The organism is Amycolatopsis sp. NPDC039088 (assembly GCF_055598845.1).
The window spans coordinates 1-25,180 of sequence record NZ_JBVKAE010000049.1 but is presented as its reverse complement, the minus strand read 5'-3'; the positions used below and the strand labels follow the sequence as shown (position 1 = coordinate 25,180).

Below are 25,180 nucleotides of genomic sequence, written 5' to 3'. Positions count from 1 at the left end.
ATACGTCGTCGCTTTCCCAGCGTCCTGAAGAATTCGAGCCAGCACAGCGCGAATTGGCCCGCTGCCGAATAACCCCGGGCCCGGGTCGAGAAGAATTTCTGACCCGGATCAAAAGCAGCCCGGCCGGAGTCGCCGCAGGCCTCACCTCAGCCAGTCGCCACTGCCTACTAACGATCGCTTAAAAGACCAGTTCACGAGCCACTAAGGCGACATTGACACCACCAGGACAGGCCGTCCCGCACGGGGTTTCTGAATCCTTCAAGACTTCGGTTTTAGTAGCCGAGCTCGCCTACTAAGAAGATCATCCTTGTTCTTTTCTTGTTCTTTTCTTGTCGCCGCCATGGCGTCCTGACGGAGCTGTTTCCACGAACTCCAGTCAGGAGCACATCAATGACGAACGACGAGACTGTATCCGCGCCCATCCGCCCCGATCACGAGGGACACGAATGGCTGCCGCTGGACACCGCGCGCGACGCCTTCGGGTGGCTGGTCACCGGGCCGAAGCCGATGGCCGTGAACGGGTCCCGATTCGCCGGGTTGCCGCGGCGTCCGGTGCCGCTGGACGAGCTGCGGGACCGGGTGATGAGCAAGCAGTGCCCGCATCGCACTCAAGACGACGTGTGGGCGCATTTGGTGCTGCGTTCTCGCGCTCACGGGGGTGCGTGGACAGTCGCGTGCGTCGGGATGGCACTGCCGTCGTTGGCCTCGAGTTCCCGGTGGCTGGCGGCGCGGTATCCGCTCGATCGCGCGGATGTCCACGCGGCCGTACTCGCCGGATTCGTCCACGCGTTGGCGACTGTGGATCTGACCGATCCCGGCATCATCGCCAGGCTGCACTTCGCCGCTCGTCGTGCCGGGCAAGCGGCATTGGAGGAGTCGCTGGACGCGCCGCTGCCGGCGGGCTCGGGTTATCACTCCGCGGCGCCGCGCCCGCCGTACGGCCACCCCGACTTGGTGCTCGCACGGGCGGTCGGTGAGCAGATTCTCACCCCCATCGAAGCGGAACTGATCTCGGCGACACGGCTCGGCGAAACCTCCGTGACCGACTGGGCGCAAGCCCACGGCACCGCGCCGAAGACCGCGTTCAAGGCCCGGGATCGAGCCGAAGACCGACTCGTCACGTGGCTGCGCGGCCAGCTCGCCGACGCCGACTCCGAAGACCCCGTCGCCGACGCGGTTGTCGCCTCTCTGGTCGTCGGCTCGCCGGACACTCCCGCCGAGGAAAACCCACCTGTATCACGCGCTGTGAGCGGCCGTCTGCGCAACGGTCGGCCAACCGGTTCCAAGAAATCATCACGGTCGGTGTCGAAAAACGACCCGAAATCCGGCTTCTTGGGGTGCGGGGAGATCCCACCCGGCTCTCCGCGTACCGCCGAGCACGAGCCGACTTCGGAGGTGCGCCGATGCGCGTGACACCCCATCCCCAGACCCAGCAGGCCACCGTGCCGCCGCGCCCACGCGCGGCGAACGCACCCGATCAGACCCAGCCCCGCGCGGGTGTCACCGACTGCTCGCGGCCGGTGGCACGCACGGGTGGCGCACGGCCATGTCATCGGACCTCTCAACCGCCGTCCGTGCGCCACACAGTGTCCCGGTCTGTCGCCGTGGTGGTCCTCGGCGCGGTCGTGCTCAGCGCCCTCACCGCGGATGCGGCGCAGGCCTCGACGCAGGTTCTCGCGCTCGCGACCAGTGTCGATCAGGTCTTCACCAACATCCGCAACTGGCTGGTCGGGATCCTGGCCGGCCTGGCGACGGTGTTCCTGACCGTCGGCGGGGTCCGGTACCTGCTGGCCGGAGGCAACCCCGGCGAAACAGAGAAGGCGAAGGGGTGCTTCCGGAACGCGGCATGGGGCTACGGATTGGCGGCACTGGCGCCGCTCGCCGTGGAGATCCTGCGCGGGATTGTCGGGGCCTGAGGTCATGGCCGAGACCCGACGTCCCCGTGTGCTCGCACCCGATCGCGGCGAGCCTGGCGTGCGCTCAGCGACCCGGGAGCACCGGGAGCGGGTCCTGCTCACCCCGCCCATCCCGGAAGGTCACGCTCGCAGTCGCAGGCGTCGGTTGTTGCGGCTGCTGGCTCTCGGCGTGGCCGTGGTGCTCGGCTGTCTGCTGACGGTCGGTGCGTGGGCTTCGCCCGAGAAGCTCGCGCCACGCGACACGCAGCAAGCCGCGGTCGCACAGCAGCCACCGCTGCCGTTACCCCTGCCGACCAACCCGCCGGGAAACACGTGCGCACCGGATTCACCGGACCCGACGTGTCACTTCCCGACCAGGACGCCGCATCCTCCGGCGCCGACGACCCCCTTGCCGCCCATCACCGAACTACCGCCGCCGACGAGTTGTTTCCCCGGGCAGATCGGATGCATACCCAGCAGCCCGAGCACTGCGCTGCACACGAACACCAGCACGCCGTGCACCGGCGAAGGCTGTATCCCGCAGCCCAGTACTCCCCCGCCCGCCACAGCTCCGGGACAGCCCGGTCCGGGAGCTGACGGTGACGACCCGGACTGCGGGATCACCAGCATCGAAGGCTGCATCAACAAGGCCATCAACGCGGTGTTCCGCGAGCTGGTCAAGTCCGCCCTCGACCCGCTTCTGAAGCTGCTGGGTGATACCGCGTTCACGACGCCGACGCTGGATTCGCTGCCCGGAGTGGCGAACCTGTGGAACAACTCCTGGCTGATCGTGCTGGCTTGCTACAGCGGGCTGATCATGATCGGCGGCATCATCGTGATGTCACATGAGTCGGTCCAGAGCCGCTATTCGATCAAGGAGATCGCGCCCCGCCTCATCGTCTCCTTCTTCGCCTCGATGCTGTCGCTGTTCCTCATCGACAAGGCGATCCGGCTCGCCAACGCACTGTCGGCAGCGGTCCTCACCGGCGGGGCCGACCCGCCCAAGCTCGGCGACAACCTCACCCAGTCGATCAACGGCACCTACTCCGCGATGGCCTCCGGTGGGTTGTTCGTGATCTTGCTGCAGGTCGTCCTGGTCATCGCGGTGATCGCGCTGCTGCTGGTCTACGTGGTGCGGGTGATCCTCACGCTGATCCTGACCGTCTCCGCTCCGCTGTGGGTCGCCTGCCACGCCCTTCCCCACACCGACGGCATCGCCCGCTGGGGCTGGCGGGCCCTGGGCGCCACGCTCGGCATTGAGATCGCGCAGTCACTCACCCTGCTCGTCGCGGTCAACACCTTCCTTAACGGCAGCACGAAGCTGTTCAGCTCGGTCGGCGGCGGGCTGATGATGCTCTTCGCCGTCCTCGGGCTGCTCTACATCCTGTTCAAGATCCCGTTCTGGTTCCTCTCCGCCACCAAACTCGGCACCGGCCGCTCCTTCCTCGGCGGACTCGCGAAGGCGTACATCGCGGCGAAAACGTTCGGGATGGTCGCGGGCAACTCCGGCGGGTTCGGCAAAGCCGGCGCCGGCGCCGGTGGCGGGAAGGGCGGCACCGGCGGCGGGGGCGGTGGCGGTGGCGGTGCTGCTGCCGATCCGCCATGGCCTCCCCAGCCGCGGATCGCGCCGACACCGCAGGCGGTCAACCGGCGGCTGCAGGCGGCCTACGACGCCGAGCGTGCCCGCGCGGCCCGGCAGGCGCGCCCGCCCTCGCAGCGGCCGGAGTTTCTGCAGCCCGGTCCGCAGGAGACCACCCACGACCCGGCCGTCACCCCGGCCAACCAAGGACCCGCCATGCCTGAATTCAGTTCCGCGTCCAAGCCCGCTACTCCGGTCCCGCCGCCCGCCGGGCGGCGCCGCAGGCAGGCCGCGACGGCGCCCCAGTTCCAAGCTGCTGGAGCGCCGAGCCGAGCCGGTGGTGCCGCGCACCCGGCTCGGCCGGTCGCGGTGGCCGCGGTTCCGCCGCACTTGCGGTTCCAGCCGCCGACGCCGGAACCCGGGCACATGCCCCGGCCGATCACGCCAGCGCCCGCCCCACCCGCGGCACCGGTGTTCCGGGCCGCCCGCCCGGAGCCACGCATCGGGGACGCCCGGCCACGCACCCCGTCCGTACCGCCGGTCGCGTTCCGGGCGCCGACCACGCCACCGGCGTCGCCGAAGGTCCCGCCCCGTCGAGGTGAGAAGTCATGACCCAGCCTGTGCGCATACCGTCTGATGTCGATCGCGAAGATCGCGTCCTGGCCAACCTCACTGCCCGTCAGCTGGCGATCCTCGCCGTGACCGGGATCGTGATCTACGGCGCCTGGACCCTGGCCCGCAACGCAGTACCTCTCCCGATCTTCCTGATCGTCGCGATCCCGATCGGGGTCACTTCGGCGGTGCTGGCTTTGGGGCAGCGCGACGGCATAAGTCTCGACCGGCTCCTGCTCGCGGCCATCCGCCAGCGGCTGCAACCCCGCCACCGGGTCGCCGCGCCCGAAGGCGTGCAGGCCGCGCCGGAGTGGCTGACCAGTCGCATCACCGCGACCGATGCCAGCGGTGTGGCGGGCGAGTCGGAGGTATCTCCGGCGGCGCTGCGGCTGCCTGCGGAAGGGGTCACCGAGGCCGGTGTCGTCGACCTCGGACCGGACGGCGTCGCCATGGTCGCGGTGGCCAGCACCGTGAACTTCGCGCTCAGGACCGCTGGCGAGCAGGAGGCGCTGGTCGCGTCCTTCGGCCGGTATCTGCATTCGATCTCCGCGCCGGTGCAGGTGCTCGTCCGGGCCGAACGGCTGGACCTGAGCCGGCAGATCAACGACCTGCGCGAAGCCGCGCCCGGTTTGCCGCATCCGATGCTCGAAGCAGCGGCGCGGGAGCACGCGACCTATCTCGATCAGTTGCGCCGCTCCACTGACCTGCTGCGCCGCCAGGTGCTGCTGGTGCTGCGGGAGCCGGTCCGCGCGACCGGGCCGACCGACGGTCTCGGAGGAGCGTCCCCGCTCGCCGCGCTGCGGGCCCGGCACACCCGCAGCCGGGACGGCAAGGTCACCGAAACCGCGCGGCGCTCGGCGGAAACCCGGCTCGTGCGGCGGCTGGGGGAAGCGACCGAACTGCTTGCCCCCGCGGGGATCACGGTTACGCCGTTGGACGCGGGCCAGGCCACCGCCGTGCTGGCCACCGCGTGCAACCCCGACAGCCTGGTCCCGCCCTCGACGGGGCTGGCCGGCGCGGACGAGGTGATCACCACCTCTGCCTCGGACCTCGACGACGAGCCGCCAGTCCGGCACCGGAGCACGGCCAGCCACCGCGGGCTCGACAGCAGCGCGGCGCCAGAGACGACGGCTCTTGATGAATGGGAGGGCGGTGACCTATGAGCCCGAAACTCGGCCGTCCTCGAGGCCGCGGGACGCAGCACGCGAAAGCACCGTCGGGCAGGGCCAGTGCGTTCACCCCGGACTCGCTGTCGGTCGCGCCCCGGCACCTGGAGATCGGCGGCGAATGGGTCTCGTCCTTCGCGATCACCGGATATCCCCGCGAAGTCCACGCGGGATGGTTACAGCCGCTGCTGTCCTATCCCGGCCGTGTCGATGTGTCGCTGCACATCGAACCGATCGATCCCGTCACCGCCGCCAACCGGCTCAAGCGCCAGCTATCCAAATTGGAGTCAGGGCGACGGCACACCAGCGAGAAGGGGCGGTTGCTGGACCCGATGGTCGAGGCCGCCACCGAGGACGCCTACGACCTCTCGGCCCGCGTCGCGAGAGGCGAAGGGAAGTTGTACCGGCTCGGGCTGTATCTGACCGTGCACGCCACCAACGAAGACGATCTCACCGAGCAGGTCGCCGCGGTCCGGGCGCTCGCGGCGTCGTTGCTGATGAACGCCCAGCCGACCACCTACCGGTCGTTGCAGGGCTGGGTATCCACCTTGCCGCTGGCGCTGGATCTGATCGGCATGCGCCGCACCTTCGACACCAGTGCACTGGCCGCCGCGTTTCCCTTCACCAGCCCCGATCTGCCGCCCGCCGACCCGACCAGTGTCGCCGCACCGGCCGGTGTGCTGTACGGGTTCAACGTCGGGTCACAGGGTTTGGTGCATTGGGAACGCTTTTCCGCCGACAACTACAACAGCGTCGTCTTGGGGCGGTCGGGTGCGGGCAAGTCCTACCTGGTGAAGCTGGAAACCCTGCGCAGCCTCTACCGCGGGGTCGAGGTGTCCATCATCGATCCGGAGGACGAGTACCGGCGGCTGTGCGAGGCCATCGGCGGCACCTACATCCACCTCGGCGACGCCGATGTCCGCCTCAACCCCTTCGACCTGCCGATCGCCATCAGGCCGGACGGGCGTCGCACCGCCCCCAAGGACGCGCTGACGCGCCGGGCGTTGTTCCTACACACCGTCATCGGGGTGCTGCTCGGCACGGAACTGTCCGCACAGCAACGAGCCGTGCTCGACCGGGCGATCATGGCCACCTATCAGCAGGCCGGGATCACCAGCGACCCGCGGACCTGGGGCCGGCAGGCGCCGCTGCTGGCCGATCTCGCCGCGGGCCTCGCCGGCACCACGGACCCGGTCGCGGCGGACCTGGGCGCCCGGCTGCACCCGTTCGTCGAGGGCGCGTTCTCCACGATGTTCTCCGGGCCGACCACCACCCGTGCCGAGGGGCACCTGACCGTGTTCAGCTTGCGTGACCTGCCCGACGAACTCCGGTCGATCGGGACGCTGCTCACGTTGGAGACGGTGTGGCGGCGGGTGTCCAACCCGGCGATCCGGCGCCCGAGGCTGATCACGGTCGATGAGGCATGGCTGCTCATGCAGGATCTTGCCGGGGCGCGGTTTCTGCACCGGATGGCCAAAGCAGCCCGGAAACACTGGGCGGGCTTGACGATCGCGACCCAAGATGTCGGCGACGTCCTCGGGACAGACCTGGGCAAGGCGATCATCGCCAACGCTGCGACGCAGATTCTCCTCCGCCAAGCGCCGCAAGCGATCGCTGAGATCGTGGCGACCTTCAACCTGTCCGAAGGCGAGAAGCAGTTCCTGATTTCCGCGGACAAGGGACAAGGTCTGCTCTCGACCGGGACGCAGAGAGTCGCGTTCCAGTCGCTGGCGTCTCCGCAGGAAAACGCGCTCATCACAACAGATCCGGCCGAGTTGGCGCAATACGCGGACCACGAATCTAGCACGGACGACGGCGCGTTTGTGGACCTCGACGTTCACGACACTGAGCTGGCTCTCGACGCGGACGCCGACGGGCACGTCGACCTCGACAGCGCAGCGTAACCCGCCCCGCCGCCGCGGATCTTTTCAACCACAACCGTTTCTTCTCGTTTCATGTACCCGCCTGACTTCTTTTTGAGGTGTCGTATGCCTTCTTCCGCCAGCGTGACCACAGTTCCGGCGCGGCCAGCCCGGTTGCTGACGCAGAACCGGGAGATGCGCGCAATCGGTGTCTGGAACTGGACTCTGCCCGCGCTGGCCGCCCGGCTGCCTGATGGACGGACGCAGGTGACCCGCCCAGCGGCGAGCGCATGCACTCGAATCTGCTACGCGCGCAAAGGAACCTATCTCTTCCCTGCGGTAAAAGCCAAGCATACCGACAATCTCGCCTACGTCCTGGACGACCTACCCGGCTGGACAGATGCGATGATCCGCGAACTGTCAGCGCCGCGCCTCAATGGGAAATTTGTCAGAGTGCACGACGCCGGGGATTTTTTCAGTGATGCCTACACGTTGGCGTGGTGTCGCGTGATGCGCGCCTGTCCGCAGGTGACATTTTACGCCTATACCAGGGAAGTTCGACGGTTCAAGCGGCTGATCGAACCGGACCCGCCCGAGAACTTCCTGTGGGTCTACAGCTACGGCGGTCGCGAGGATTCGTTCATCGACCCCGACAGTGACCGGGTCGCCGATGTGTTTCCCGATGAGGACGCCATCACCGAGACCGCCGGGTGGTCGTCGCAGGAAGCCTCGGACCTGCTCGCCGTACTCGGCCCGCGATTGGTCGGGGTGCCCGCGAACCGCATCCCGCAGTTTCTCAAGCGCATGGGCGGACGGCGGCTGTCGCAGTGGCAGGCCGAGATCGACGCCGAACGGGCACACAAGCGGCGCCGCCATCTGCGACTCGTGCCCAACGACGCATCCGCTCCTACCTCGATTCCGGAAAGCCAACCGAGCGTCGACGACGCCGAGCGATACGCGGCCTGACTCCGCAACCTTTTCACTTTTCGTTGACAGAGGGGGATTTCTGATGTCATCCACTCAGTCTGTTATCGCTTCGGCGAGGACGCTTGCGTCACCGTTGCAGGACTACCTCCGCGATCCCGGCGCCGCAGTGGGTGCTGTCGTTGCCGCGTTGCGGGAATTCGCACTGGCGTGGGGGCCACTCGTCGGGCCAGCCGTTGCGCTTGCGGTGGCTGGCGTCGTGGTCGGGCGACGGTGGTGGGCGCGCCGGTGCCATGACCGGATGGCCTCCGACGCCCGGGTGGTCACGGTGCTGGCTCCGCCCACGGTCGATCCAGACGGTGCGGCGGCCCTGTACTCCAATCTGGTCGGGTTGTTGCGGTCCGGCTGGAAACGGCGGATGCACGGCCAGCCGCACATTGTGTGGGAGTACGTGTTTTCCCACGCCGGGGTCGCGCTGCGGCTGTGGCCGCCGGGAGTCGTCCCGCCCGGCATGGCCGAACGCGCCATCGAGGCCGCCTGGCCCGGCGCGCACACCCGGACCACACCCGCCAAGCCGCCGATTCCCTTGTCCAATCCGCCGGGCAAAGCGGTCGAGGCCGTGGGCGGAGAACTGCGCCTGGCCCGCAGCGAGGCACTGCCCATCCGGTCGGACTTTCCCACTGATCCCGTCCGCGCCTTGCTGGGCGCCCCGGTCGGCATGGCCACCCACGAACGTGCCGTGGTGCAGATCCTCGCGCGACCGGTCACCGGCGCCCGTGTCCGCAAAGCCCGCCGAGCCGCCCGCCGGGTCCGCGCAGGCAGCTCGGTCCGGCTGGCCGGGCGCCTGCTGGACCTCATCACCCCGCACACCGGATCACGCAAGCCCAGCACGACCGCGAAGGGGCCGGTCGTCGATCACCAGACCTCGCTGGAAACCTCCGCGCAGGACCGGGTCATCGTCGCCAAACAGCGCGGCTCCCAGTACGAGACCCGCATCAGGTATGCAGTGGCAACCCTGGTCGACGAGCACGCGACCGGTGCGGAGCGGGTTCCGGTGCGTGAACACCTGCGCGGACGCGGGCATGCCATCGCCAGCGCGTTCGCGGCCTACAGCGAACACAACTACTACCGTCGCGTCCGGCTCACCAGCGCCATCCGGGCAGTGGCCGAACGACGCCTCACCTCCGGCGATCTGCTCTCGATCGCCGAGCTGGCCGCGCTCGCGCACGTCCCGACCGACGAGGCCGTGCCCGGTTTGCAGCGCGCCGGGGCGAAGGCGGTGCCGCCGCCACCGGGGATCGCCACCGAGGGCGCCGGAGTGAAACCGATCGGGATCACCGACTCCGGTCACTCCCGGCCGGTGGGGCTGCGCGTGGCGGACGCGCGTCATCACCTGCACATCCTGGGTGCGACCGGGTCGGGCAAGTCCGAACTGATGGCGCGGATGATCCTCGATGACGCCGACGCCGGCCGTGGGCTGGTCGTGATCGATCCCAAGGGAGACTTGGTCGCGGACACGCTGATGCGGCTGCCCTCGCGGCTCGGGGAGAAGGTCGTGCTCTTCGATGCCGACAGCCGGTCCCGTCCGCCCGTGCTCAACCCGCTCGAAGGCGATGACACCGCCCGCACCGTGGACAACCTGGTGTCGATCTTCTCCCACGTCTATGCCTCCAGCTGGGGGCCGCGCACCGAGGACATCCTGCGCTCCGGGCTGCTGACCTTGCGCGAGCTGCCCGGCACGCCCACACTGACCGATCTGCCGAAACTGTTGACGGTGCCCGCTTTTCGGCAGCGCGCGCTCGAACAGATCTCCGACGATGTCCTGACCGGTTTCTGGCACTGGTATGACGATTTGTCCGACGCCAGCAGGGCGCAGGTCGTCGCGCCGCTGATGAACAAGCTCCGCGGTTTGTTGTTGCGCCCGTTCGTGCGGGCCTCCCTCGCCGGGGGCGAGTCCACTGTGGACATGGATGCGGTGCTTGACGGCGGAATCTGCTTGGTGCGCTTGGGCAAGGACGCGCTCGGGATGGACACCGCGCGGTTGATCGGCTCGATTGTGGTGGCCCGTACGTGGCAGGCCGCCACCAGGCGTGCCCGGATTCCGCAGCGTGATCGGCACGATGCCTCGCTCTACATCGACGAGTGCCACAACTTCCTCAATTTGGCGTACCCGATGGAGGACATGCTCGCCGAAGCCCGGGGTTACCGGATGTCGATGACGCTCGCGCACCAGTACCTGCGGCAGTTGCCGCGCGAGCTGGAGGAAGGCATCAGCACCAACGCCCGCTCGAAGATCATTTTCTCGGCGTCCCCTGAAGACGCCCGGGACTTGGCCCGGCACACCGCGCCTCGGCTCTCCGAGCACGACCTCGCCAATCTCGGCCGGTTCCACATCGCCGCGCGGTTGGTGCTCGACAGCGAGGAAGCTCCCCCGTTCACCGCGGTCACCGAGAAACTTCCGCCCGCGATTCCCGGTCGGGCCAAGCAGATCCGTCGGCTCGCGCTCGTGAACACCGAACCTCGAGCCACGCCCGAGCCGACCCAGGACGTCAAGCCGGTGGCGTTCGATCCGCGCCGCGCGGCCTGACCCCGCTCAGCTTTTCCGTTTGCCCGCAGGGCGTTCTCACGTCCTGCCGTATTGGAGGTGCCTGTCACGATGGTGAGCAATCCCACCCAGCAAAGGCAATTGCGGGCACATCGGCCAGAACGCCCTGTTGCGCGCGTGCTCAACTCGGCCGAGCACCACGCGTGGCTGGCCCGGCATCTCACCGACCGTGACCGGTGGCTGTGCCGGATGCTGTTCGAGCACCACGTGCTCACCAGCACCCAGATCATCGATATCGCCTTCACCGGTCGCCGCGCCGCGAACTTGCGCTTGCGCAGCCTCTACCAGTGGGGCGTGGTGCACCGGTTCCAGCCGCACCGCGACCGCGGCTCGCACCCGATGTACTACGTCCTCGACACCGCCGGGGCGGTCGCTCTCGCCCGCGAGGACGGCATCGATCCCAAGGAACTTGGCTACAGTCGTGAGCGCGGGATCGGACGCGCGTTCTCGCTGCAGCTGGCGCACACCGTGGGCTGCAACGGGCTGTTCACCACCTTGATCCGCCGAGCGCGTCAGCCCGGTGCCGCTGGTGTGCTCGCGGCGTGGTGGTCGGCGGCCCGGTGCGGCCGGCACTGGGGCGACATCGTCACCCCGGACGGCTACGGACGCTGGCGTGAGGCTGGCCGGGAGGTCGAGTGGTTCGTCGAGTTCGACTTCGGCACCGAGCAACTGTCCCGCCTGGCGGGCAAACTGGCCCGCTACGAGCGGCTGGCCGAGGTCACGGGTATTACCACACCCGTGCTGGTGTGGCTGCCCAGTGCCCAGCGTGAAGTCAACGCACGCAGGGCGATGGCCGAGGCGCTGCGCGGTCTCGACCGGCCTGCACGCGTACCCGTGGCAACCAGCAGCGGCGAAGCCGCCGCTGACCCGCTCGATATGGCCGCTCCACGCTGGCGACGGCTCGACGAGTCCGGCACCGCTGGTCGCGTGGCGCTGGCTGGCCTGCCCGTCCTCTGGCCGGACCTGCGTGCCTCGGCTCCCGGCGGTGGGCAGCCTCCGACTGCCGCGACGCCTGCCTCCGCACGTGCGGAGGTGGCCCCGCCTTCCCCGATGCCCCCGCCCGACCCCGCGCGTCCGTGGAGGTGACGCGTCATGGGCAAGGTGGCCGCCGCCGGTGCCGGGTTCGTCGTCGTGATCATTCTCTTCATTGGCGGCGGCGCCATCGCTGTGGTTCAAGCCGTGTTCGGCAGTTCCAGCAGTTCCACCGGTGGCCTGAACTGTGCCCCTGCCGGGGCGAGCGCGACCTCGGCAGCGGGGTACGGACCGCAGGAGATGGGCAACGCGGCGACGATCGTCGCTGTCGGCAAACGGATAAACGTGCCCGAGCAGGGCTGGGTCGTCGCGGTGGCCACGGCGCTCACCGAGTCGCGGCTGAAGAACCTGAACTATGGCGATCGCGACAGTGTCGGCCTGTTCCAGCAGCGGCCCTCGCAAGGCTGGGGAACGGTCGCGCAGATCATGGACCCCACCTACAGCAGCGAGCAGTTCTACCGGCATCTACTGGCGCTGCCGAACTGGCAGAACATGCCGGTCACCGTCGCCGCACAGACCGTGCAGCGGTCGGGCTTTCCTGACCGCTACGCAAAATTCGAGCCAGTGGCGCGCCAGATCGTCGGGGCGGTCCAAGGTGCCACCTGCACGACCGGCGGATGGACGACCCCCACGCGCGGCACCTGCACCTCCAGATTCGGGTACCGCGGCAATGAGTTCCACAAAGGACTCGACATCGGTGCGCCCATCGGTACGCCGATCCTGGCGGCCAACTCCGGCACGGTGATCAGCTCAGGTCCGGCGTCCGGATACGGGCTGTGGGTCCGCATCCAGCACGGGGACGGGATCGTGACGATCTACGGTCACAACGACCACAACCTGGTCCGCGAAGGACAATCCGTTCAGGCCGGCCAGCCAATCGCCGCGGTCGGAAACCGGGGAGCGTCCACCGGAGCGCACCTGCACCTGCAGATCGAGGCCAACGGGCAGGCCGTCGATCCCGTGGAATTCTACCGGCAGCGAGGAGGCCAGCTCTGCTGATAGGTGCGCACAGCCGCGCCCGGGAGGGGCCTTCGTCGCGTTCTCGACGCATGCCCCTCGTCTCCGGCAATCGTCCAGACGCGTGAGTCCGGCTACTCATCCGGCGGGGTGCTTTTGAGATGGTTGTAGAGATTCGCGCGGCTAAGGCCGACCTCCTTGGAGATTCTGGTCTTCGGCACACCGGCCTTGTCCGCTTCACGAATGTCGGCGAGCCGTTCGGTGCGTTCGACTTTCAGCTGCTTACTCAGGATCTCTTTCATCTCCTGGAGCGAGCTTTCCACGTCTCGGATGTTCTCCAGCGTGGTCTCGATCGCTTCCACGCGGTGTCGGCGGGCGCGCAGCAGCGCGATGTGCTCGTCCTTGTCCATCTGCGGCCCTCTCTCACGTGGCCAGGGTTGGCCGACCTCTGGGCTTGGCTGACCAGCTGTTTGCCGCCGTGTCGCCCTAGACACCTTACCGAGACAACCCGCGGGTCAGCAGGGGTGTGTCGTGACCAGCGATTACTGGCCACGACGCACCCCTGCCGACCTGGACCAAGCGGGCTTCGGCGACTCATCGGAGTCCGCGGGCGGCGGTGACCTCATTGGCGCAGGTGACGGCGGTGGCCATCCCGGTCCGCAGCAGCTCGTTCGTCCCGGCGGACTTCGCCGAGGTGACCAGCCCCGGGACCGCGTAGACGCGGCAGCCCAGCCTCGAAGCCATACGCGCTACAGCCAGGGGCCGGGCTGCGTCGGCCGGCCTCGACGATCACGGTGGCCTCGCAAGAGCGGCGACCAGGCGTTGACGTCCGTAGGCACAGGTGCGGCGAGGTTTCGTGTCGAGGGGATACTCGGTGACCAGGACTCCCTTAACGCCGAGATGAGTTCCCTGGTCCGACGGCTGGAGCACTGGTCATCGACACCGATACCGAATGTTGCGCTACTCCAGCTGCACAACGTAAGAGCCTTCAAGCCGGCGCTTCCTGAAGCCGGATATGACACCAGCCTTCTTAAGGCGGTCGAGGATCGTCCGGTGCAGCTCGTCAGCAGGCAGATCAAACTCGTTCTTGACTGGGTTCGTGAGGTAGCTGTACGGCTCTCCCAGCCGCGTCAACACGGGAACGAGCTCTACCGGAGGCGGCGCAAGTAAAATCAGCAACTCTAACGTGAGGTCCTTGTCGCGTGTGACCGCCGCAATTCGACCAACTTGATCCAGAGGCAGTGATCGCTTCTGGGCGAGGACGTAGCTCCCTGCTGCCGACAGCGCGGGGCCGTTGTCATGAGGCACATACCGCGCAAGATCGTCGATGACCTCTTCTTTGGCCTGTCGGGGGACCACGTGGCTGCGCAGGAGGTCAGGGATGAAATCATTAACCAATTCCGGTGCCATGAACTCCACGAACTTACTCGACTTCTCGATCGCAGGCTCGATCGCAGCCCACCCCGCACTCCGGAATTGCGTAAACGCCTCGACGGAGTCCTCGACCACCTGGTTAGCAAGCAGGAGCGCCAAGTAGCCACCGCCCTCCGGCTCGATATCCGCGGACGACACGTAGCGCTCGAGCTGCAGGCCCACGACCAACTCGACCCGTTTCCGAGCTTCGGGGATGGTGTCGATTGCGTTGAGCACGTTGACGGCGACGTTCATCTTCGCGGTTTCGTCCTCGCCGGTTCCGTCGAGGCTTCCTGCTTGAACGAGCAGGTCGGCAAGCGCCTGGTCGATGACGCCAATCGCATCGCGGTACGCCTGTATGTTTCGAACAGTCGCGCGGAAAAGGTGGTGTGCCGCAAGGTCCGGCCAGCACCGTTCAGGAACGGAGTCGAGCCGTTCTAGCTGGCTGCCTGGCGCGGCCATCGCGATGAACTCCCGGACGTGTTCCGCACTCCAGGCTTCGGAAAGCTTGGAGAGGACTTCGGTGAGTGTCGACTCGGTGAGGAACGAGTGTGGAGTGCGACTGTCGTTCTGCACCACGGCCAGGTACTCGTCCGGGCGCCTCCGGCACAGGTTGTATACGTCCGCGCGCTCGCGTATCCGATCGAAACCGACGTCGCCTGTGGTGCCCAGTGCCGCGCGCAGGTTTTCTGCTGTGAGGCGATACAGGTCGTGGCACACGACGCGATCCCGAATCGTCTCGTCCAGCCCCGCCAGTTCAGGAAGAACGACGCCCATTTCCTTTATGAGCGTCACGACCTTCGCCGCAATGTCACCGTCTTGACGGCTCGTGAAGGTTTCCATCTTCGAGTAGTTCTCGACAATAAAGTCGCGTACATCGGAGTTCAGCTCATATACTTCAGCCTCCTTGCTGCTGCGGAGTGCAGCGTCAACGAGGGCGGGTCGTACGTCCACAGGGATGCCCGCGTCCTTGGCTAGGTAAGTGAACACACCTGGCCAAGGACGCTCGCTCAACAGAGCCGCGAAGGATGCTCGTTCTGAGCCGGAGTTGAGGTATGAGCCGAGGAACTTCCGCGCATCGTCTCCGAAGTTCGACGCGACGGTGTCGGCAATGTCCGCTGCGAAGGCATTGTTCTGCTTGAGGAGGTAGTCGAGGATCTCGGTGTTGTATGCGCTGATCGTGTAGGAGAAGTCCTCCGGCGTTTCAAGAAGGAGGTTCGCGATGGCTTCGGGTCCGCTGAACGCGTAGTCGATGTCCATCGTGTTGGTCTCCACGGTGTGCACGATGAAGTTGGCGACGTCGACGCCGGTAAAGTCACCGTAGAACTGCGCCGCGTACAGAGCGAAGTTCCGGTCCAGGTAGCCCTGCTGCACGAGTTCGCGTGCCAACCGCGACTTCATGGTCGCGTCCACGAGGTCGGCGAAGTTCTTGTCACTGCCCTTCACAGACAAAGTGAACCGGCTTGCGCGGACAAGATCCTTGAAGTCTGCTCCGCGCAAGAACGCGATGTCGACGTCGAGACGTTTAAAGGTCTCCTGGTTCGCGCGCTCGTCGATCTCGGCCCAACGGCCTGCATCCAGCGCTTCCGGGAAGAGCTTCTCGATCTGGCCACGATCCAGCTTGCCCGCGTCGCGCAAACCACCACTGCCATTCGGTTCGGGAGAAGCCTGGATGAGGATCCCACTGGCCTCGGCCACAACGGCCCAGAACTGATACGAGTCCACCTGGTCTGCGGAATAGTGTTCACCACCAACAGAAAACCGCAGGTGCCGCCACGATCGGAGCCCGGATGCGTCCTTGGTGACCGTCCCGATCGTCACAAGTCGGTCGCCCAACTGCGCGGCCAGTGGCTTCCTCGACTTGTACCTGGTCGGCTCGTTCAGGATGTCACGCTTGTGCTTCTCGCAGTCATCGATGGCCGCGCGTACCAGTTCCCGGCGCCGATCATAGAGCACGTCGAGATCACTGTCGCGGCGCGAGATGTGTTCGAAGTCTTCGAGGTGGAAGTTCTTGTACGCGACCAGCGCGAAGAGATTGGTGGCGGTCAGGCCGGGCGCGGTCTTATCCGACTTGAGCAGTCGCTCGACGAAGACCACGTATTCGTTGCAGATATTCCGTAACAGCCGCATGTCGGTGGCGTGCTGAGCAACCAGCGCTATGAGGGAGCGGTCGATGTCCGTCACTCCACGCCCTTTGAGCAACCCATCGAGGAGTTCGCGGGCGTTCCGGTGCGAGATGAACGGAACTACCGGAATCACGACGTCGAAGAACTTCGTACGGTTGCCACGCACGGTCTCAGCGGCAGCAGCATCGCCCTTCGACTTCTCCGCGTCGGAGCCCAGCCGCTCGAACAGGCTGTCCTTGATAGCGTAAACAAACCGAAGTGGTTTCTTCTTCTTGAGGCGCCTCGGAGTCTCGTTGAGGAGCGTGTTGAGCTCCCGCAAAGCCTCGAAGATGTGTGGATCATCAAAGCGGTCGAGGTCTTCGAAGATCACGACGTCCGGGAAGACCTTATCGAAGAAGTAGACGATCTCTTCGAGGTACTCGTCGAAGTAGGTCGAGCTTCGCGGCGACAGCTTCACGGTTGCCCCGGCCGCCGAGACGTCGGACACGACGAACCGGCCGTAAATGACCAGTCGCACCGTGGCGAGCACGACTACGACGAGGGCAGCGAGCACGAGCCACGACACCACGTGGACCAACCACTGATACCCAGGTCCGATCCCAGCGATGCCGGGCAGCAACTTGATGTCCGGTAGCATCTTGAAGAACCAAAGGATCCCACCGACCAAGCCGACCGCGATAGTCGCCTCGCCCATCGCACGCTTCCGGGAGAGCGGGACGATGCGATTGAAACGCGAGAAACGGAAGTCTCGTGGCGACACTCGATAGATCAGCTGCTTGACGAGCTCTTTCTGAATCCGGTTGGTGAGAGTCGATTCTTCGGAGCCCGTTTCCTCAGAACTCGCCCTCTGGGAGTTCGACCCGAGCGTAGAGATCGTTATGCGGAGTGTGTTGCTCTTGTTCTTGAACGCTGTGCGCAACCTCCACTTCTTGCCCTCGGACACAAACTGGTCGAGAACGCTGGACTTGCCCGTCCCGTATCGGCCTGTAAGCGCGATGTTGAGGTTCCGCGGCTCCTCCACTGACTCCTGGAGGTACCGCAGATAAGTCTCGTGCTGCTCAGCTACGTAGCGTGAGGCCAGCGACTCCAGCGAAGGAAACGTCGGGACAGAGGCGAGGCTAGCTGAGCCCGCCCCCCTGCCAGCACCACCGGGCGCGCCAACGTCTTCGCAGGCCTCGGCGTTGCTTTCAGACGCCTCATCGTTAGCGTTGGCCATTCAGGTTCCTCCAGCGCTCTGTACCTTCTCACACCACAGAACCCCAGTGTGAGGTGTCTCGGCCTGGTCCTGCCGACGACCCGCCGAATACTGACTCTCCGGCCACAGTGTGGCGAGCGCGACGCATGCTGCGTCCCCGTCTCGGCGCCGCACACTGTCACCAACGCCGCCATCGCTACCGCTGTGGAGGCGACCCACGGGCGAGCGATTCAAACGCAAACTCCGGAGCACCTGCCCTGACCGCCGACGCGATCCGGCTCGACAACACCGCTCCAGCTCGACCTCATAGCGAGACGAGGCTGTATTCAGGGAGCCAGCTCAGGTATCGACGCTAGGTGATGAAGCAGTGAGGGTGCTGCGTGCCCCACTGTGGCAGCTGCAGCCAGTGTCACTTGGATTGATCTTTGACCACGGTCCGTGGCCGAGATTCGCGCCGCAGATGCCCTGGCCGCGCCAGCCCCAATCCGCTGTCACGAGGCGTTGCGAGTTGTCAACGTTGCGGGTTGTCAACAACGATGATGAGCATGACCAGTGAGCGAGACCCCGACGTGCTTTGGGTCCTCCGACTGTGGGCGGTTCTCGACGCCGGCGACCCAACGGGCGTGACAGCGTTCCACCGGTACTTCACTGGCCGTGTGGAGTTGATCGATCGTCGGCTTCTGTTGATCATCGAAGAACCTGGCAGCCGCTGTACCGACACAGTCCGGTTGGCCCAACGGGTGATCAATGCCGCCCAGCAGAATCTTCACGTCCATGTCGACGAGCTAGCTCCAGATCTGGTCACCATGCCGGAGATCGCCGAACGCGCCGGCCTCACCCGTCAAGCCGTCAGTCATTACGTCAGCGGCAAACGAGGGCCCGGCGACTTCCCAGCCTGCCTTAACCCTTGGAGCAAGATCCGCGTCTGGGACTGGCACTCGGTGAACAGTTGGCTGCACCGAGTCGGCCACGGACACCCTGCTACCCCGTTGAGCCGCGCCGATTTGGCGATCGTGAACGGATGGCTGGCCCGAGGTTATAGCCTCGGCCAGCGGGCGGCCGCACTGGTGGCACCACCTCCGCCCGACATCCGTGCTCCCGACCCGCAGGCCGAACAATTGGCTGCCACACTTCTCGGAGCAGCATCCAACGAACAGCTTCAACAGGTGATCACCCTCCTCAACACGACCGACGACACCGTAGCGTTCGTGAACGTCCTCGAACCAGTCAGCACGAACGTTCCCATCGTTGACCAGCAGAGTTGGGCACACATCAAGACCGCCAACAGGATCGCCGCCCTAACCATGGCGCTCCGCCATGAACTTGACGGCTCCGTCGCGCAGCAGCACCGCCGGGCCGCGGTGCTGAAGCGCATCACCGACGAACAGTACGAACTCGCCCACGGGTCCTACCGGCCTGACGAGCCGCCGGGCCGGTCGAAGGTCGCCTTTGAGGTGCGGTGCGCAGGTAACGGGGGCCGGTGCGGGCAACTGCGGGGACGCGCATATGTGCTCCCTGGCCGTTTACCCGGGAGTCCTCTGCTCTCGCTGTCGAACGACGGTCACCGTCACGGCGGGGCCCTACTTGAAGGCGTGGTGACCGACTTCGAAGGGAGCACCGACGTATTCCACAGCTTCCGCTGCGACCATAACAGCTACGTCACCACAGGCCCGAAAGGAGAGAAGATCAAGGTCGAGGGCGTATCTGTCCGGATGCCGCTGAAGCTGCTCAAGCCAAAGTACGAGGAGTACCTGGCCAGCGGTGGCATGGTCCAACCGTTGCGCTGGGCTCCAGGCGTGTCCGAAACAGCATACGATCCGGGAGCCAGGTAAACTCCTCGCGACGTACAAGGTGCCCGCGGCAGTGAGCTGCAGAGATCGGCGTGGCAAGCCGAGAAACCCGAGGAGGGGTTTCTCGTGCTACCCACGATTTGGGGTTCCCTCACTGTTCTCGTACCCATGGCTGTCGCCTGGGTGCGACGCAGGTTTGCTCGCCGTCCATCCACCTCGTTGCTCGGCTTGTTGTTGGGATGTCTCCGGGTTCGCATTGCTACGTGGCTGCTGCCCATTCCGGAGGCCCGAACTCGCTACGAGAAGTTTTGCCAGCGCGCTTACGACCAGTTCGAGAACCGGCTGCTGGGCCTGGACCAGCACGGCCAGCGAACCGAACCTGCAACTGGCAGCCAGCTCTCGACATCAAACGAGGTCAAAAACGGATGAGAGATCACGTCTGAGCGCCTCACGGTGCTGTCTGTACGGGATTCGATGAGACCGGCGCGATGATCGCTTCGGTCAACGACCTCATCGAGTTGCACGGTAGCCCATATTTCGTCGATGGGTCGGGTTTCGGAGTACGTTGCATTAGTTGATCCGGTCGGTGCCGGCCGCCTCGTACGCCTCGACGACCTCCGGCGGCATCTGCTCAGTGGTGCGGTGGCCGCGCAGCTTGTGCCAGGCGACGGTCCAGGCGGCCTCTTTCTCACCGGGCCGTGGTGGTGGAAAGACCGGGTTCGGCACGGTCACCGACTTCTTGTTGACCCGCCGTACCCGCATCCACATGCTGTTGTAAAGCACCCAGTCGCCCTTGCGCACGGTGTCTGGCCCCAGCGTGGATGCCTTGCCTTCGGCCTGGAGCTGGGTATAGACGCTCTTCCAGTAGTCGATTTGCTCGGTGAGGGTGGTGATTTCGCGCCGTAGGTAGACCGCGCGCTCCTCGCCTGGGTGCTGGATTCTCCAGCGGTGCCGCGGTTGGCCGTGCTCGTCGGTCTCGGTCACCCAGCCCGGTTCGCCGTCGAGTTCGCGCTGAAGACGCCGACGGTCGGCTTCCTGCTTCTCGATCCGGTTGGCGACGGTAACCGGGTTGTGGCGGGCGCCCATGTGGTGCGACGCGGTGTCGGCGCGGCGCGCCAGCTCGTCGGCGTACTCACCCTGCTTGATGGATTTGCCGAGGTTGTTCCACGCACACTCGCGACGGTTGCGGTCGGCTTTGTAGCTGTGGTGGTCGACCAGCAATGGCTGGCCCATCGGGATGTTGCGGAACACGTAGTCGGCTTTCGCCCGCGTGGCGTCGGCCTTGGCCTGATGCTTCCCAGAGCGTTCGGTTAGCCGGTCGACCCGATCGTCCATCCGGTCGGCGAGATCGGTTTCCTGCTGCTCGACGCTGGGCATCGTGTCGTCGATGTCGCGCTCGACGATGTAGCCCGCCTCGGTGAGCACGCGCTCGATCTCGGCGAGGGCGTACGGCTTCGACTGGCGATGCCGTGAGGACCGAAGCAGCCACGCTCCGGCGTAGCGCGACCAGGTCCAGGACGGATGCGCCTTCAGCGCTAAGTGCGCAGGACTGTTACGAGTGGTTCCTTCGACGGTGGTGCCGGATTCGTAGTCGTGGTGGATTGTCAGAGTTCCCAAGGACATGGCGATGCGCCTCCTTCGCTTCACTTCGCACGTGGTGTGAGCCGTCTTGTTCGGCCTGCCTAGATCCGGGCGGATCGGTGGTCCTGGTCTCAACCCACCGTTCGCGGGAATGTCGCCAGGAACGCAGCGACACGGGCGGCGTCGCCCGGAGCGACCGAAAAGGCGAAGGCCACGTGTCCGCCGCTACGGGGCACCGTGGCGGTGCCGGCCAGCACCCCCTGGTAGCGCACGATGGCTTCCTGCGGGTCGTGGCCGAGCGGGCTGGGGCCGGGCGTGTGGACGGTCGCGCCGAGCGAGTCCGCGATGGCGTGCGCGAGCCGGTCGCGTGCGGCGGCCTGGTCATCGATTCGTTGTTTCAGCTCGCGGGTTTCCGCGAGGGTGACCCGGTAGCCGGGCAGCAGCCGCCGGGCAGTCTCGGCGGCGACGGTTTCGGGCGTCTTGGCCGGTGACACCGTGATTTCGTGTGATGGCGCTGGGTTTCCGTGGCGGTGCCGGATAGTCGCCAGTTTGGCCGGGAGGCTGGCGGACAGCCTGAGCCGTGGTGTCTTCTCCCAGTCGGAGTAGCACACGTGAACTTGTTCGCCGTCTGGGCCGATGAGGTAGCGGTCTCGCTGGCCGTGGTAGCCCGATTCGATTGTCCACGTTCCGTCGAGCGCTTCAGCCATCGCTGCCGCGAATGCCTGCATGTCCATGGGTTTTCCTTCCCGTGTCGGGGTTTTGTGTGCACTGGTTTTGGTTCGGGCGCCGGTTGTGGCCATCTCGCGGCCACGGCACCCGCGCGGCGCATGGCCGCGCGGGCACCGAAGCGGCGACGGTACTTTTCAGACCGAAGCCAGCACCTTGCCGAGCGTCGTCACGGTTTCCTGGTCGAGCGCGTCGGCTTTTCCGTCCACCGCGCGGGACATGTTGCGTTCGGCGCGGGAGGCGTTGCGCACGATCGCTTCGTGATGGGTGTAGGTGTTGATGGCCTGCACGACTCCCCACGCGGTACCGCGCCACGGGCTGACCCGGTTGTCGCTGTTCCACAACCGGTTGAGCGCGGTCCGCTCGTTCGTCGCGGTGGTGCGGGCGCGTCCCTTCTCCTCGGGCACCGGGGTGTGTTCGTCTAGGAAGGCGCGCCATGCCTGGTCGGTCACGGTCGTTTCGCACAGGGCCTTGACCTCGGCGGCGAATTCCTCGGCCACGGTGTGGACCATCGCGAGCGCGTCGCGGGCCTCCACGATTCGGAACTTGCCGTTCTTGGAGTGCTTGACCTTGAACTGCTGGCCGTACTCGCGCAGACCGGCCGACATCGTGTTGTCGCACACGACGTTGGTGACGGTGCGCTTGTAGGTGGTGGCCAGGCTGCCGTCGTGGCTGGTGCAGGCGACCAGGTTCGGCCGGAACTCCACCCCTTCCGGGGTGGTGATGTTCTCGAGCACTTCCACGCTCACCCATGCCTGTCGGCGGTCGCGCAGCAGGCCCGCGGAACCGATCGACAGTCCGTCATCAAGGATCGTGCCGACCTTGTCGAGCAGCCATTCCTGGTACTGGTGCACGGTGTACCCGTCGGCGAAGATTCCGAGGACGTCGCCGGTATCCGATGCGGTGATGGCTTGCTTGTTGGGCACGCGGCGAAGGCCGAACTTGCCCGCGACGAGCACCGGTTCCCGTTCGGCGGTCCAGTGGAACAGGCGGCGCTGAACGTCGGCGACCGGGATAGCGCCGGGGTAATGGTTCGGCTCGCTGCCCTGTGCCGATGCCCGGTAGTGCCACGCGTGGCCACGTTTGTCGGTGAATCCGATCAGAACATTGTTGTTGAGCCATTCGCTGGTTTCTTTGGACATGACGAACCCACTTTCGTTATCGGAGGTGATACGGGAAACCGTTGTGCGGTCACGGCATCCGCACGCCAATGCGCGCGGCACCGAAACGACACAACATGGCGTACCTAGTCGTAGTGAGATTTCATGGTTTCTTCCGCCTGGCTCAGTACGGCGCGTTGCGTAAGCCATTGTTCGGCATCGGTGAAATGCCGGTGCCACACCTCGGTTTCGTCCGGTTCGACCGAGCAGAACGCCAGCCCGCGCCACAATCCGCGCCATCGAAGAACGACCCGTACATGTCCGTGTTCGGCGGCGTAGGCGAATACGGTTTCGTCATCGGGCTGTTCATTCCCTTGTGGGCCCGATTCGGCGAGATAACGCACGACCAGGCTCACTAGCAGTTCATGGCAGGCACCCATGGTGGATAATGATTGGTATGCGCGCCGGGCTCCGCGCTGGTCGGCGTAGTCACGAAAGACCGCGTATTGCCGGTCCTTCTCGCTTCTAGTACCCGGATTGTTGGAATCCACGGTGTATCTCCTTTGCCTACTACCCCTTTGATGGGTCGCGTTTGTTACGCCACGTTTTTGCCGTAGGGGTAGACAACGGGGTAACAGTGTTCGCAGCCACGCAATGTTTCGCGAACATCCGACATGGTTACGGTGTGATTGCCGTGCCGGTATCCGTCGACCATGACCGAAACACATTCGCAGTCGTCTTCCGCGTAGTTTTCGGCGCAGTCGTAATGCAGCGGCTCATCACAAGCGCTTTCGAGCCACTTGTCACACTCGGCGCATTGCCGATAGCCCAGCTCGGACATGATGTGGTCGATGTCCCAGCCGTGACAGTCGGTGCACAAGGTCTGTCCGTCATCGCTCAGCGCCGAAACGACGTCCGCCGCGATTTCCTCGGGCACGTCATAGCAGTCGACCAGCACGCGCGCGGCGTTCTCGGATTCCCGCTCGGACAGATCTTCGTCGTCGAGCAGCGGGTATCCGGCGAGAGCGGCACCGATACGGTCGGCTGCCTCACGTGCGGCGGAATCGCCGTAGTCGTAGGCAAGAAGGCCGTTCCACTCGGCCGCTTTGCCGGGTGCCGCTTCCTCCATGAGTCGCACCGCCGCGTGCTGGTTGGACACGTCCGCCAGGTGGGCGCACTGGTGCCCGGTGAGGTAGTCGCCGGGAATTGGCAGCGGATCACCACCCGATCCGAGCACGAATCCGAATCCGGACCAGTCATTGTCGCGGGCGCAGTCTTCACCGTCCCATGTCCCATAGCGAAAGTTCTGCCCGAAATACAGATTCGCATCTTCGGAAAACGAAATTTCAGGGTTGTTCATGATTGACACTCCCAGTGGGTGCGGATTCGTGCGGGTCACAGACCGCATGCGGCAAAGAAGCGGTCTCGGTCGAATCCGGGGTTTACCGATTTAAAGTACGTGCACAAGGCGTCGGCGAGCGCTTTTCGTTCGTCGTCGGCGACAACTTCCCGGCGTACGGAATCAGCAATTTCTGTGAAGTCTTTACGCGTCATGACAGAACCTCCAATGGTGTCGTAGTTGCATGTTGTTTGGCGGTTCAGGCCAGTTGCGAACTGGTACGGGCCGGAATGTGGACACGTCGGGTGCGATTCGCGCAAAGGGGATCATCTTCTATGTCCGTGCGATGCGAAATCACAAGCGATAGCGCCCGGTCGGCCGGTAGCGCATTCCCCGAACCTCCCCAAAAGGGGAAGCCGTTATGTCTAGTGCACAACGCAGGGAACCATGCCCGTAAGACATAGCGTGCTATGAACAGCAAAAGCGCGACGCGCTTGAGAGGGCCGTTCAATGTCGGCAACCGCTTTACACAATCCGGACGCCCACACGTTGTGACGTTTGTCGGTGCTAGACCACCATGTAGTTATCTTGGGGACACACCTCTGGCAGGCATGCCTTTTATGCGCGCTACTCCGCTCTATAGCAAGGGATTCACATAACGGGGCTGCAAGCGCAGTTACTACGCATCTCAGACTAGAAATACGCGTTTGGCTACGCGTCGTTCCCCACTACTGCCCTGCACGGTTTCGCTGCTGTCCGCGCGGCCCAAGCCGCTGCCCGCGCTATGCGGGTCTTATATTTCGTAACGACCAAACCTTTGAGGAGAAGAAAGGAAGGAGATCGCTCGCGGGACGCCGTGTCCCGGTCCTCACGCCCTTCTCTGTCTCATCCCCTCCGGCCTGTCTCGGTTACATGTCTAGGTTGACAGACTGACTAGACACTTTCAAGCTTCAGCCGGGTTCCGTTATCTCGCCGTTACCTTCGGCGTCGACCTTGCTGCTCAGGGCTGGTCAGGCCCTTGAGTTGGGAAGACGCATAGGAAGAGAAGACCCGCACAGCGGCAGCCAGCGCCCGCGCCCGCGACCCGCACAGCGGCAGCCAGCGCCCGCGCCCGCGACCCGCACAGCGGCAGCCAGCGCCCGCGCCCGCGACCCGCACAGCGGCAGCCAGCGCCCGCGCCCGCGACCCGCACAGCGGCAGCCAGCGCCCGCGCCCGCGACCCGCACAGCGGCAGCCAGCCCCCGCGCCCGCGACCCGCACAGCGGCAGCCAACGCCCG

Annotated in this window: 20 protein-coding genes; 10 read left to right on the top strand and 10 right to left on the bottom strand. The window is 65.7% G+C overall.

The genetic code is table 11. The annotated features are described in order from the left end of the window. Window positions 1–390: 390 nt before the first annotated feature. The 6 genes from ACZ7KI_RS38805 (at window position 391) to ACZ7KI_RS38780 (ending at window position 8,080) form a co-directional block, all read left to right on the top strand. Complete coding sequence (locus ACZ7KI_RS38805) at window positions 391–1,413, top strand: hypothetical protein (RefSeq protein ID WP_470277995.1); 1,023 nt, start codon at window positions 391–393, stop codon at window positions 1,411–1,413. A gap of 194 nt (window positions 1,414–1,607) precedes the next feature. Continuing rightward, the gene (locus ACZ7KI_RS38800) at window positions 1,608–1,916 is read left to right on the top strand and encodes a pilin (RefSeq protein WP_470278015.1); all 309 of its coding nucleotides are present in this window, start codon (window positions 1,608–1,610) and stop codon (window positions 1,914–1,916) included. A gap of 58 nt (window positions 1,917–1,974) precedes the next feature. Further along, the gene (locus ACZ7KI_RS38795) at window positions 1,975–4,086 is read left to right on the top strand and encodes a TrbL/VirB6 family protein (RefSeq protein ID WP_470277994.1); all 2,112 of its coding nucleotides are present in this window, start codon (window positions 1,975–1,977) and stop codon (window positions 4,084–4,086) included. Then, entirely contained in the window at window positions 4,083–5,249 is a 1,167-nt protein-coding gene (locus ACZ7KI_RS38790) for a PrgI family protein (RefSeq protein ID WP_470277993.1), read from the top strand. The genes ACZ7KI_RS38795 and ACZ7KI_RS38790 overlap by 4 nt, the downstream gene beginning before the upstream one ends. Further along, window positions 5,246–7,156 carry a VirB4 family type IV secretion system protein gene (locus ACZ7KI_RS38785; protein ID WP_470277992.1) on the top strand — a complete coding sequence of 637 codons (1,911 nt, stop codon included), beginning with the start codon at window positions 5,246–5,248 and terminating at the stop codon, window positions 7,154–7,156. The genes ACZ7KI_RS38790 and ACZ7KI_RS38785 overlap by 4 nt, the downstream gene beginning before the upstream one ends. Window positions 7,157–7,240: 84 nt before the next feature. Further along, window positions 7,241–8,080 (top strand): GP88 family protein, encoded by an 840-nt coding sequence (locus tag ACZ7KI_RS38780; protein WP_470277991.1) that lies wholly within the window; start codon window positions 7,241–7,243, stop codon window positions 8,078–8,080. Between the two features lie 88 nt (window positions 8,081–8,168). On the opposite strand, the gene ACZ7KI_RS38775 is transcribed toward ACZ7KI_RS38780, so the two are convergent. Continuing rightward, window positions 8,169–8,333: a hypothetical protein gene (locus ACZ7KI_RS38775; RefSeq protein ID WP_470277990.1), complete on the bottom strand. Its 165-nt coding sequence runs from the start codon at window positions 8,331–8,333 to the stop codon at window positions 8,169–8,171. A 6-nt stretch (window positions 8,334–8,339) separates the two neighbouring features. On the opposite strand from ACZ7KI_RS38775, the gene ACZ7KI_RS38770 reads away from it, so the two are divergent. The 3 genes from ACZ7KI_RS38770 (at window position 8,340) to ACZ7KI_RS38760 (ending at window position 12,674) form a co-directional block, all read left to right on the top strand. Continuing rightward, complete coding sequence (locus ACZ7KI_RS38770) at window positions 8,340–10,625, top strand: type IV secretory system conjugative DNA transfer family protein (protein WP_470277989.1); 2,286 nt, start codon at window positions 8,340–8,342, stop codon at window positions 10,623–10,625. 69 nt (window positions 10,626–10,694) lie between these two features. After that, window positions 10,695–11,729, top strand: a complete 1,035-nt coding sequence (locus ACZ7KI_RS38765; protein WP_470277988.1) for a replication-relaxation family protein — start codon at window positions 10,695–10,697, stop codon at window positions 11,727–11,729. Between the two features lie 6 nt (window positions 11,730–11,735). Further along, window positions 11,736–12,674: a M23 family metallopeptidase gene (locus ACZ7KI_RS38760; RefSeq protein WP_470277987.1), complete on the top strand. Its 939-nt coding sequence runs from the start codon at window positions 11,736–11,738 to the stop codon at window positions 12,672–12,674. Window positions 12,675–12,766: 92 nt separating this feature from the next. Here ACZ7KI_RS38760 and ACZ7KI_RS38755 read toward each other — a convergent pair whose 3' ends face one another. From ACZ7KI_RS38755 to ACZ7KI_RS38745, 3 genes are all read right to left on the bottom strand, one after another. Then, the gene (locus tag ACZ7KI_RS38755; protein WP_470277986.1) at window positions 12,767–13,042 is read right to left on the bottom strand and encodes a hypothetical protein; all 276 of its coding nucleotides are present in this window, start codon (window positions 13,040–13,042) and stop codon (window positions 12,767–12,769) included. Window positions 13,043–13,226: 184 nt separating this feature from the next. Beyond that, window positions 13,227–13,391 (bottom strand): DNA-processing protein DprA, encoded by a 165-nt coding sequence (locus ACZ7KI_RS38750; RefSeq protein WP_470278014.1) that lies wholly within the window; start codon window positions 13,389–13,391, stop codon window positions 13,227–13,229. Window positions 13,392–13,592: 201 nt separating this feature from the next. After that, window positions 13,593–17,387 (bottom strand): YobI family P-loop NTPase, encoded by a 3,795-nt coding sequence (locus tag ACZ7KI_RS38745; RefSeq protein WP_470277985.1) that lies wholly within the window; start codon window positions 17,385–17,387, stop codon window positions 13,593–13,595. Between the two features lie 524 nt (window positions 17,388–17,911). Between ACZ7KI_RS38745 and ACZ7KI_RS38740 the strand changes: the two genes are divergently transcribed. Further along, complete coding sequence (locus ACZ7KI_RS38740; RefSeq protein ID WP_470277984.1) at window positions 17,912–19,198, top strand: hypothetical protein; 1,287 nt, start codon at window positions 17,912–17,914, stop codon at window positions 19,196–19,198. A gap of 528 nt (window positions 19,199–19,726) precedes the next feature. Here ACZ7KI_RS38740 and ACZ7KI_RS38735 read toward each other — a convergent pair. The 6 genes from ACZ7KI_RS38735 to ACZ7KI_RS38710 form a co-directional block, all read right to left on the bottom strand. After that, a complete protein-coding gene (locus ACZ7KI_RS38735) occupies window positions 19,727–20,779 on the bottom strand; it encodes a DUF3560 domain-containing protein (RefSeq protein ID WP_470277983.1) in 1,053 nt (350 codons plus the stop codon). An 89-nt stretch (window positions 20,780–20,868) separates the two neighbouring features. Continuing rightward, window positions 20,869–21,471, bottom strand: a complete 603-nt coding sequence (locus ACZ7KI_RS38730) for a hypothetical protein (protein WP_470277982.1) — start codon at window positions 21,469–21,471, stop codon at window positions 20,869–20,871. A gap of 129 nt (window positions 21,472–21,600) precedes the next feature. Continuing rightward, window positions 21,601–22,605 carry a DUF932 domain-containing protein gene (locus ACZ7KI_RS38725; protein ID WP_470277980.1) on the bottom strand — a complete coding sequence of 335 codons (1,005 nt, stop codon included), beginning with the start codon at window positions 22,603–22,605 and terminating at the stop codon, window positions 21,601–21,603. Window positions 22,606–22,709: 104 nt separating this feature from the next. Next, window positions 22,710–23,114, bottom strand: coding sequence for an ankyrin repeat domain-containing protein (locus ACZ7KI_RS38720; protein ID WP_470277979.1), 405 nt, complete (start codon window positions 23,112–23,114; stop codon window positions 22,710–22,712). A 44-nt stretch (window positions 23,115–23,158) separates the two neighbouring features. Continuing rightward, window positions 23,159–23,923: a hypothetical protein gene (locus tag ACZ7KI_RS38715; protein WP_470277978.1), complete on the bottom strand. Its 765-nt coding sequence runs from the start codon at window positions 23,921–23,923 to the stop codon at window positions 23,159–23,161. A gap of 35 nt (window positions 23,924–23,958) precedes the next feature. Continuing rightward, a complete protein-coding gene (locus tag ACZ7KI_RS38710; protein ID WP_470277977.1) occupies window positions 23,959–24,117 on the bottom strand; it encodes a hypothetical protein in 159 nt (52 codons plus the stop codon). Window positions 24,118–25,180: the final 1,063 nt, after the last annotated feature.

What these genes read in the sequence shown, in the direction of transcription:
- ACZ7KI_RS38805 (WP_470277995.1), top strand. Translation starts at nt 391, where the DNA reads ATGACGAACGACGAGACTGTATCCGCGCCCATCCGCCCCGATCACGAG.
- ACZ7KI_RS38790 (WP_470277993.1), top strand. Translation starts at nt 4,083, where the DNA reads ATGACCCAGCCTGTGCGCATACCGTCTGATGTCGATCGCGAAGATCGC.
- ACZ7KI_RS38785 (WP_470277992.1), top strand. Translation starts at nt 5,246, where the DNA reads ATGAGCCCGAAACTCGGCCGTCCTCGAGGCCGCGGGACGCAGCACGCG.
- ACZ7KI_RS38780 (WP_470277991.1), top strand. Translation starts at nt 7,241, where the DNA reads ATGCCTTCTTCCGCCAGCGTGACCACAGTTCCGGCGCGGCCAGCCCGG.
- ACZ7KI_RS38775 (WP_470277990.1), bottom strand. Translation starts at nt 8,333, where the DNA reads ATGGCACCGGCGCGCCCACCACCGTCGCCCGACCACGACGCCAGCCAC.
- ACZ7KI_RS38770 (WP_470277989.1), top strand. Translation starts at nt 8,340, where the DNA reads ATGGCCTCCGACGCCCGGGTGGTCACGGTGCTGGCTCCGCCCACGGTC.
- ACZ7KI_RS38765 (WP_470277988.1), top strand. Translation starts at nt 10,695, where the DNA reads ATGGTGAGCAATCCCACCCAGCAAAGGCAATTGCGGGCACATCGGCCA.
- ACZ7KI_RS38760 (WP_470277987.1), top strand. Translation starts at nt 11,736, where the DNA reads ATGGGCAAGGTGGCCGCCGCCGGTGCCGGGTTCGTCGTCGTGATCATT.
- ACZ7KI_RS38755 (WP_470277986.1), bottom strand. Translation starts at nt 13,042, where the DNA reads ATGGACAAGGACGAGCACATCGCGCTGCTGCGCGCCCGCCGACACCGC.
- ACZ7KI_RS38745 (WP_470277985.1), bottom strand. Translation starts at nt 17,387, where the DNA reads ATGGCCAACGCTAACGATGAGGCGTCTGAAAGCAACGCCGAGGCCTGC.
- ACZ7KI_RS38740 (WP_470277984.1), top strand. Translation starts at nt 17,912, where the DNA reads ATGACCAGTGAGCGAGACCCCGACGTGCTTTGGGTCCTCCGACTGTGG.
- ACZ7KI_RS38735 (WP_470277983.1), bottom strand. Translation starts at nt 20,779, where the DNA reads ATGTCCTTGGGAACTCTGACAATCCACCACGACTACGAATCCGGCACC.
- ACZ7KI_RS38730 (WP_470277982.1), bottom strand. Translation starts at nt 21,471, where the DNA reads ATGGACATGCAGGCATTCGCGGCAGCGATGGCTGAAGCGCTCGACGGA.
- ACZ7KI_RS38725 (WP_470277980.1), bottom strand. Translation starts at nt 22,605, where the DNA reads ATGTCCAAAGAAACCAGCGAATGGCTCAACAACAATGTTCTGATCGGA.
- ACZ7KI_RS38715 (WP_470277978.1), bottom strand. Translation starts at nt 23,923, where the DNA reads ATGAACAACCCTGAAATTTCGTTTTCCGAAGATGCGAATCTGTATTTC.
- ACZ7KI_RS38710 (WP_470277977.1), bottom strand. Translation starts at nt 24,117, where the DNA reads ATGACGCGTAAAGACTTCACAGAAATTGCTGATTCCGTACGCCGGGAA.